At 44.9% G+C, this 3,774-nt stretch carries 5 protein-coding genes; 1 reads left to right on the forward strand and 4 read right to left on the reverse strand.

Features of this window, described 5'->3' with window-relative positions; genetic code table 11:
• Positions 1 to 1,054: glutamate/proton symporter GltT (gltT, locus tag RAC86_RS36340; RefSeq protein WP_377886747.1), on the forward strand; the 1,054-nt coding region annotated here is incomplete at its 5' end.
• A 36-nt stretch (positions 1,055 to 1,090) separates the two neighbouring features.
• Here gltT and RAC86_RS36345 read toward each other — a convergent pair.
• The 4 genes from RAC86_RS36345 to RAC86_RS36360 form a co-directional block, all read right to left on the reverse strand.
• Positions 1,091 to 1,498 carry an ASCH domain-containing protein gene (locus RAC86_RS36345; RefSeq protein WP_003233192.1) on the reverse strand — a complete coding sequence of 136 codons (408 nt, stop codon included), beginning with the start codon at positions 1,496 to 1,498 and terminating at the stop codon, positions 1,091 to 1,093.
• A gap of 12 nt (positions 1,499 to 1,510) precedes the next feature.
• Positions 1,511 to 2,551 (reverse strand): M42 family metallopeptidase, encoded by a 1,041-nt coding sequence (locus tag RAC86_RS36350; protein WP_009966936.1) that lies wholly within the window; start codon positions 2,549 to 2,551, stop codon positions 1,511 to 1,513.
• A 133-nt stretch (positions 2,552 to 2,684) separates the two neighbouring features.
• Positions 2,685 to 2,849, reverse strand: coding sequence for a hypothetical protein (locus tag RAC86_RS36355; RefSeq protein ID WP_170295641.1), 165 nt, complete (start codon positions 2,847 to 2,849; stop codon positions 2,685 to 2,687).
• Between the two features lie 114 nt (positions 2,850 to 2,963).
• Positions 2,964 to 3,740 carry a YhfC family intramembrane metalloprotease gene (locus RAC86_RS36360; RefSeq protein ID WP_377886749.1) on the reverse strand — a complete coding sequence of 259 codons (777 nt, stop codon included), beginning with the start codon at positions 3,738 to 3,740 and terminating at the stop codon, positions 2,964 to 2,966.
• Positions 3,741 to 3,774 lie beyond the last annotated feature (34 nt).

Below are 3,774 nucleotides of genomic sequence, written 5' to 3' on the forward strand. Positions count from 1 at the left end.
GATTCTGTACTTCGAGTTCATCACGACTTTTGCCATTATTCTCGGACTAGCCCTTGCAAACATCTTCCATCCGGGTACAGGAGTTAATATACACGAAGCTCAAAAATCGGACATCAGTCAATATGTTGAAACTGAAAAAGAACAAAGTAATAAATCAGTGGCGGAAACGTTCCTCCATATTGTGCCGACAAACTTCTTCCAGTCATTGGTCGAAGGGGATCTTCTAGCCATCATCTGCTTTACAGTACTATTTGCATTGGGTATTTCCGCGATCGGTGAAAGAGGCAAGCCTGTATTAGCCTTTTTTGAAGGTGTATCCCATGCCATGTTCCACGTTGTAAACCTTGTGATGAAAGTGGCGCCATTCGGCGTTTTCGCTCTTATCGGAGTGACTGTGTCTAAATTCGGACTCGGTTCTCTTATCTCTCTCGGAAAGCTCGTCGGATTGGTTTATGTCGCGCTTGCTTTCTTCTTAATTGTTATTTTCGGGATTGTCGCAAAAATTGCCGGCATCAGCATCTTCAAGTTCCTTGCTTACATGAAGGACGAAATCTTACTGGCGTTCAGTACGTCCAGCTCTGAAACGGTTCTTCCGCGCATCATGGAAAAAATGGAGAAAATCGGATGTCCGAAAGGCATTGTTTCATTTGTCATTCCGATCGGTTACACGTTTAACTTAGACGGTTCCGTTCTCTATCAATCTATTGCCGCACTCTTTTTAGCACAGGTATATGGCATTGATTTGACGATTTGGCACCAGATTACGCTTGTGCTCGTCTTAATGGTGACATCTAAAGGGATGGCTGCCGTGCCTGGTACTTCTTTTGTTGTCTTGCTTGCAACGCTTGGCACCATCGGCGTTCCGGCTGAAGGACTTGCCTTTATTGCCGGCGTAGACCGCATCATGGATATGGCACGAACAGTTGTCAACCTGACTGGTAACGCGCTTGCTGCCGTTGTGATGTCTAAATGGGAAGGCATGTTTAATCCTGCGAAAGCAGAAACTGTTATGTCCCAATCGAAAACAGAACAAAACGCAACCATTTCTGGTTAATGAAAAGCCTGCGGGGATCTTGCCCCGCAGGCTTTTTTAATCTTTAACAAGCACAAACAACTCTGTAATCAAAACAGTATCCTCATTCAGCTCCAGTTCACCGCTTTTGATCAGTTCCGCCCATGCCATCCGATGATCCTCTTGAAACTCCTCAATTCGGTCTCCATTGCCCTCTCCTTTGACTAACCTCATATCAGGCGCACCAAAGGTGGTTTCAAAGACATCTGTTACTTTTATATTGCATCTTGGATTGTCATGTTTATCATAAACGGTAACAAGCTGACCCGCTGTTTGATAAACGTCCCTCAATTCATCTTTTGAATACAATGATTTCGGCGCGCACGTGGCGGTTTTTTCTCCGGCAAGGATCTGCTGAATCAGCTGTTCTCCCAACCCGTCATCACCTTCCCAACCGAATGTGCTTTTCAGCTTATAAATCTTCATTGGTCCTCCCCCTTATACCATTGGTGACTGTACATAGTAATACAGAAGCTTAGCGGTATGGCGAAGAGATGATTTATGGGTGCGTTCAAATGCATGGGAAGCATCAATTCCCGGCCCTATGAGGCCATGCACAATATCATGCCCGGATTTGATCGCTGCTGACGCATCAGACCCGTAGTACGGATAGATATCAAGCTTATAGTCGATATGATGCTTCTCGGCTAATTGAACTAAATGCTTTCTGAGCTGATAATGATACGGCCCGCTCGCATCCTTCACACAGATTGATACTGAATATTCATCTGTCGCCTGCCCGTCACCGATAGCCCCCATATCAACCGCCAAATATTCAACTGTTTCAGGAGGAATATTCGAATTCCCGCCGTAACCGATTTCTTCATTATTGGAAATAAGAAAATGGGTTGTATACGGCAGCTCAATGTCTTCTGTTTGAATTTCATGAATTAAGCGGAGCAATAAGGCGACGCTTGCTTTGTCATCCAAATGGCGCGATTTAATAAATCCGCTTGATGTGATCTCGACACGTGGATCAAATGACACAAAGTCTCCGACGCCAATGCCAAGCTCCTCCGTATCTTTCCGGCAGTGAACAGGTTCATCTAGGCGGATCTCCATATTCTCTTGATTTCGCTCAGCCTTTCCCGCGTCTTTGTATACGTGCACAGACGTTTGGTGCATTAAAATTGTGCCTGTGTACATTTTTCCCGAGGCGGTTTCAATTTGGCAATACTCCCCCTCAATCGAGTTGTAGCGAAACCCGCCGATTAAGTCGATTTTCAGCCGGCCGTCCGCTTTAATTTCCTTCACCATAGCGCCGAGGGTGTCAACGTGCGCTGTCAGCATGCGATGCCGGGATGTGTCGCGTCCTGGAAGCGTTGCAATTAAGCCGCCCTTGTGGTTCCGAACCGTTTCTACCTTCCATTCTTTTAAAAGGCTTTCAATATAATTGATCACCTCATATGTATTTCCTGTCGGGCTTGGGATCGATACCAGTTCTTTAATGAGCTCCATCGTTTTACGTACGGACGTCATAGGGCATTCCTCCTTTTAGTTTCTACTTAAAATATACTCTTTTCCCGAGGGACCCGTCCAATCTTTTCCTATCAATCTCTCATATGCTGTAGAGAGCATGGGAAGAGGAGGGATTTCTATGTGCTGTCGTCATTCACATGAACAGAAATGTCGTTGTCACGATTGGTTCGATGATTTTTGGTTCTTTGACGAGTGGTTCGATAAAGATTTCCACGACCATTGCAAGAAAAAGAAAGAATGCCATGACCCTTGCGAGAAGAAGAAAAAGAAACACCATTGTTTCTCTTGTAAAAAACACAGACATTCTTGCTGTCATTGCTAAAGACTGAATCAGAAATATTCTGATGACCCATGCTTAATGAATATTTCCATTCACATTTTTCCAAGCGGGCATTGCTGCTGCTTGGACCTTTTATTGAAACACCCTTTTTGCTTTTACAATCCAATAAACTGATAAAGCCGCTATAAGAGCAACAATGATTTCAACAGCAGCAGCATGCTCTATGATTCCTCTCTGATATAAAACCGCCGGTACATTAAACAGTGCATGTAAAAGAATAGAATACAACAAAAACAGCGGCCGGCGGCTTTTAACCGCGTACAAAACAAGCAGAGACAGACCAATTTGGACGGCAATGGCACTGATTCTTTCTATTCCGCCCAGCATCCATTCATACGAAGGAGTATGCAGCAGCTGCTCCTGTATCGGCAAAAGCGCCTGTTTGACGTCGCCATTGACCAAAAGCTGTTCAAACGTCCCGCTATTGATTGCAAATGCGTATACAATAAGTGAGATAGAGGACAAGCCTGTAATCAGGATGGCTTCAAGCCCGCCATGGCCGGCCCCGAAAGCCAGACCATCCGCCCAGGTATGATGGCGCTTCATAAAAAATCGCATCATCAAATACCTTCCGCACTCCTCAAAAATTCCGGCCATCAAGCAGCCGTAAATGCCATACCATAATGGATGCTTCATCGCTTCTTTCGTCATTTCATTCACTTGCAGTACATAAACATGAACGCCGCCTTCCAGCAGCTGAGCGAAGACAAAAAACGTGAGAGCGCCAATAAAAAACACTTTAAGCGAGGCGCCATACTTTCGCTTAAACCATACAATCAGCCCGATTGGCAACAGAAACGCAATAGCCCCGGATAATGCCAAAAAGACTACTGCTTCTTGACTGACCATTTTTCAGCCTCCTTTTTCTTTTTCATAGATTCCC

Source organism: Bacillus sp. LR_5, assembly GCF_042709275.1.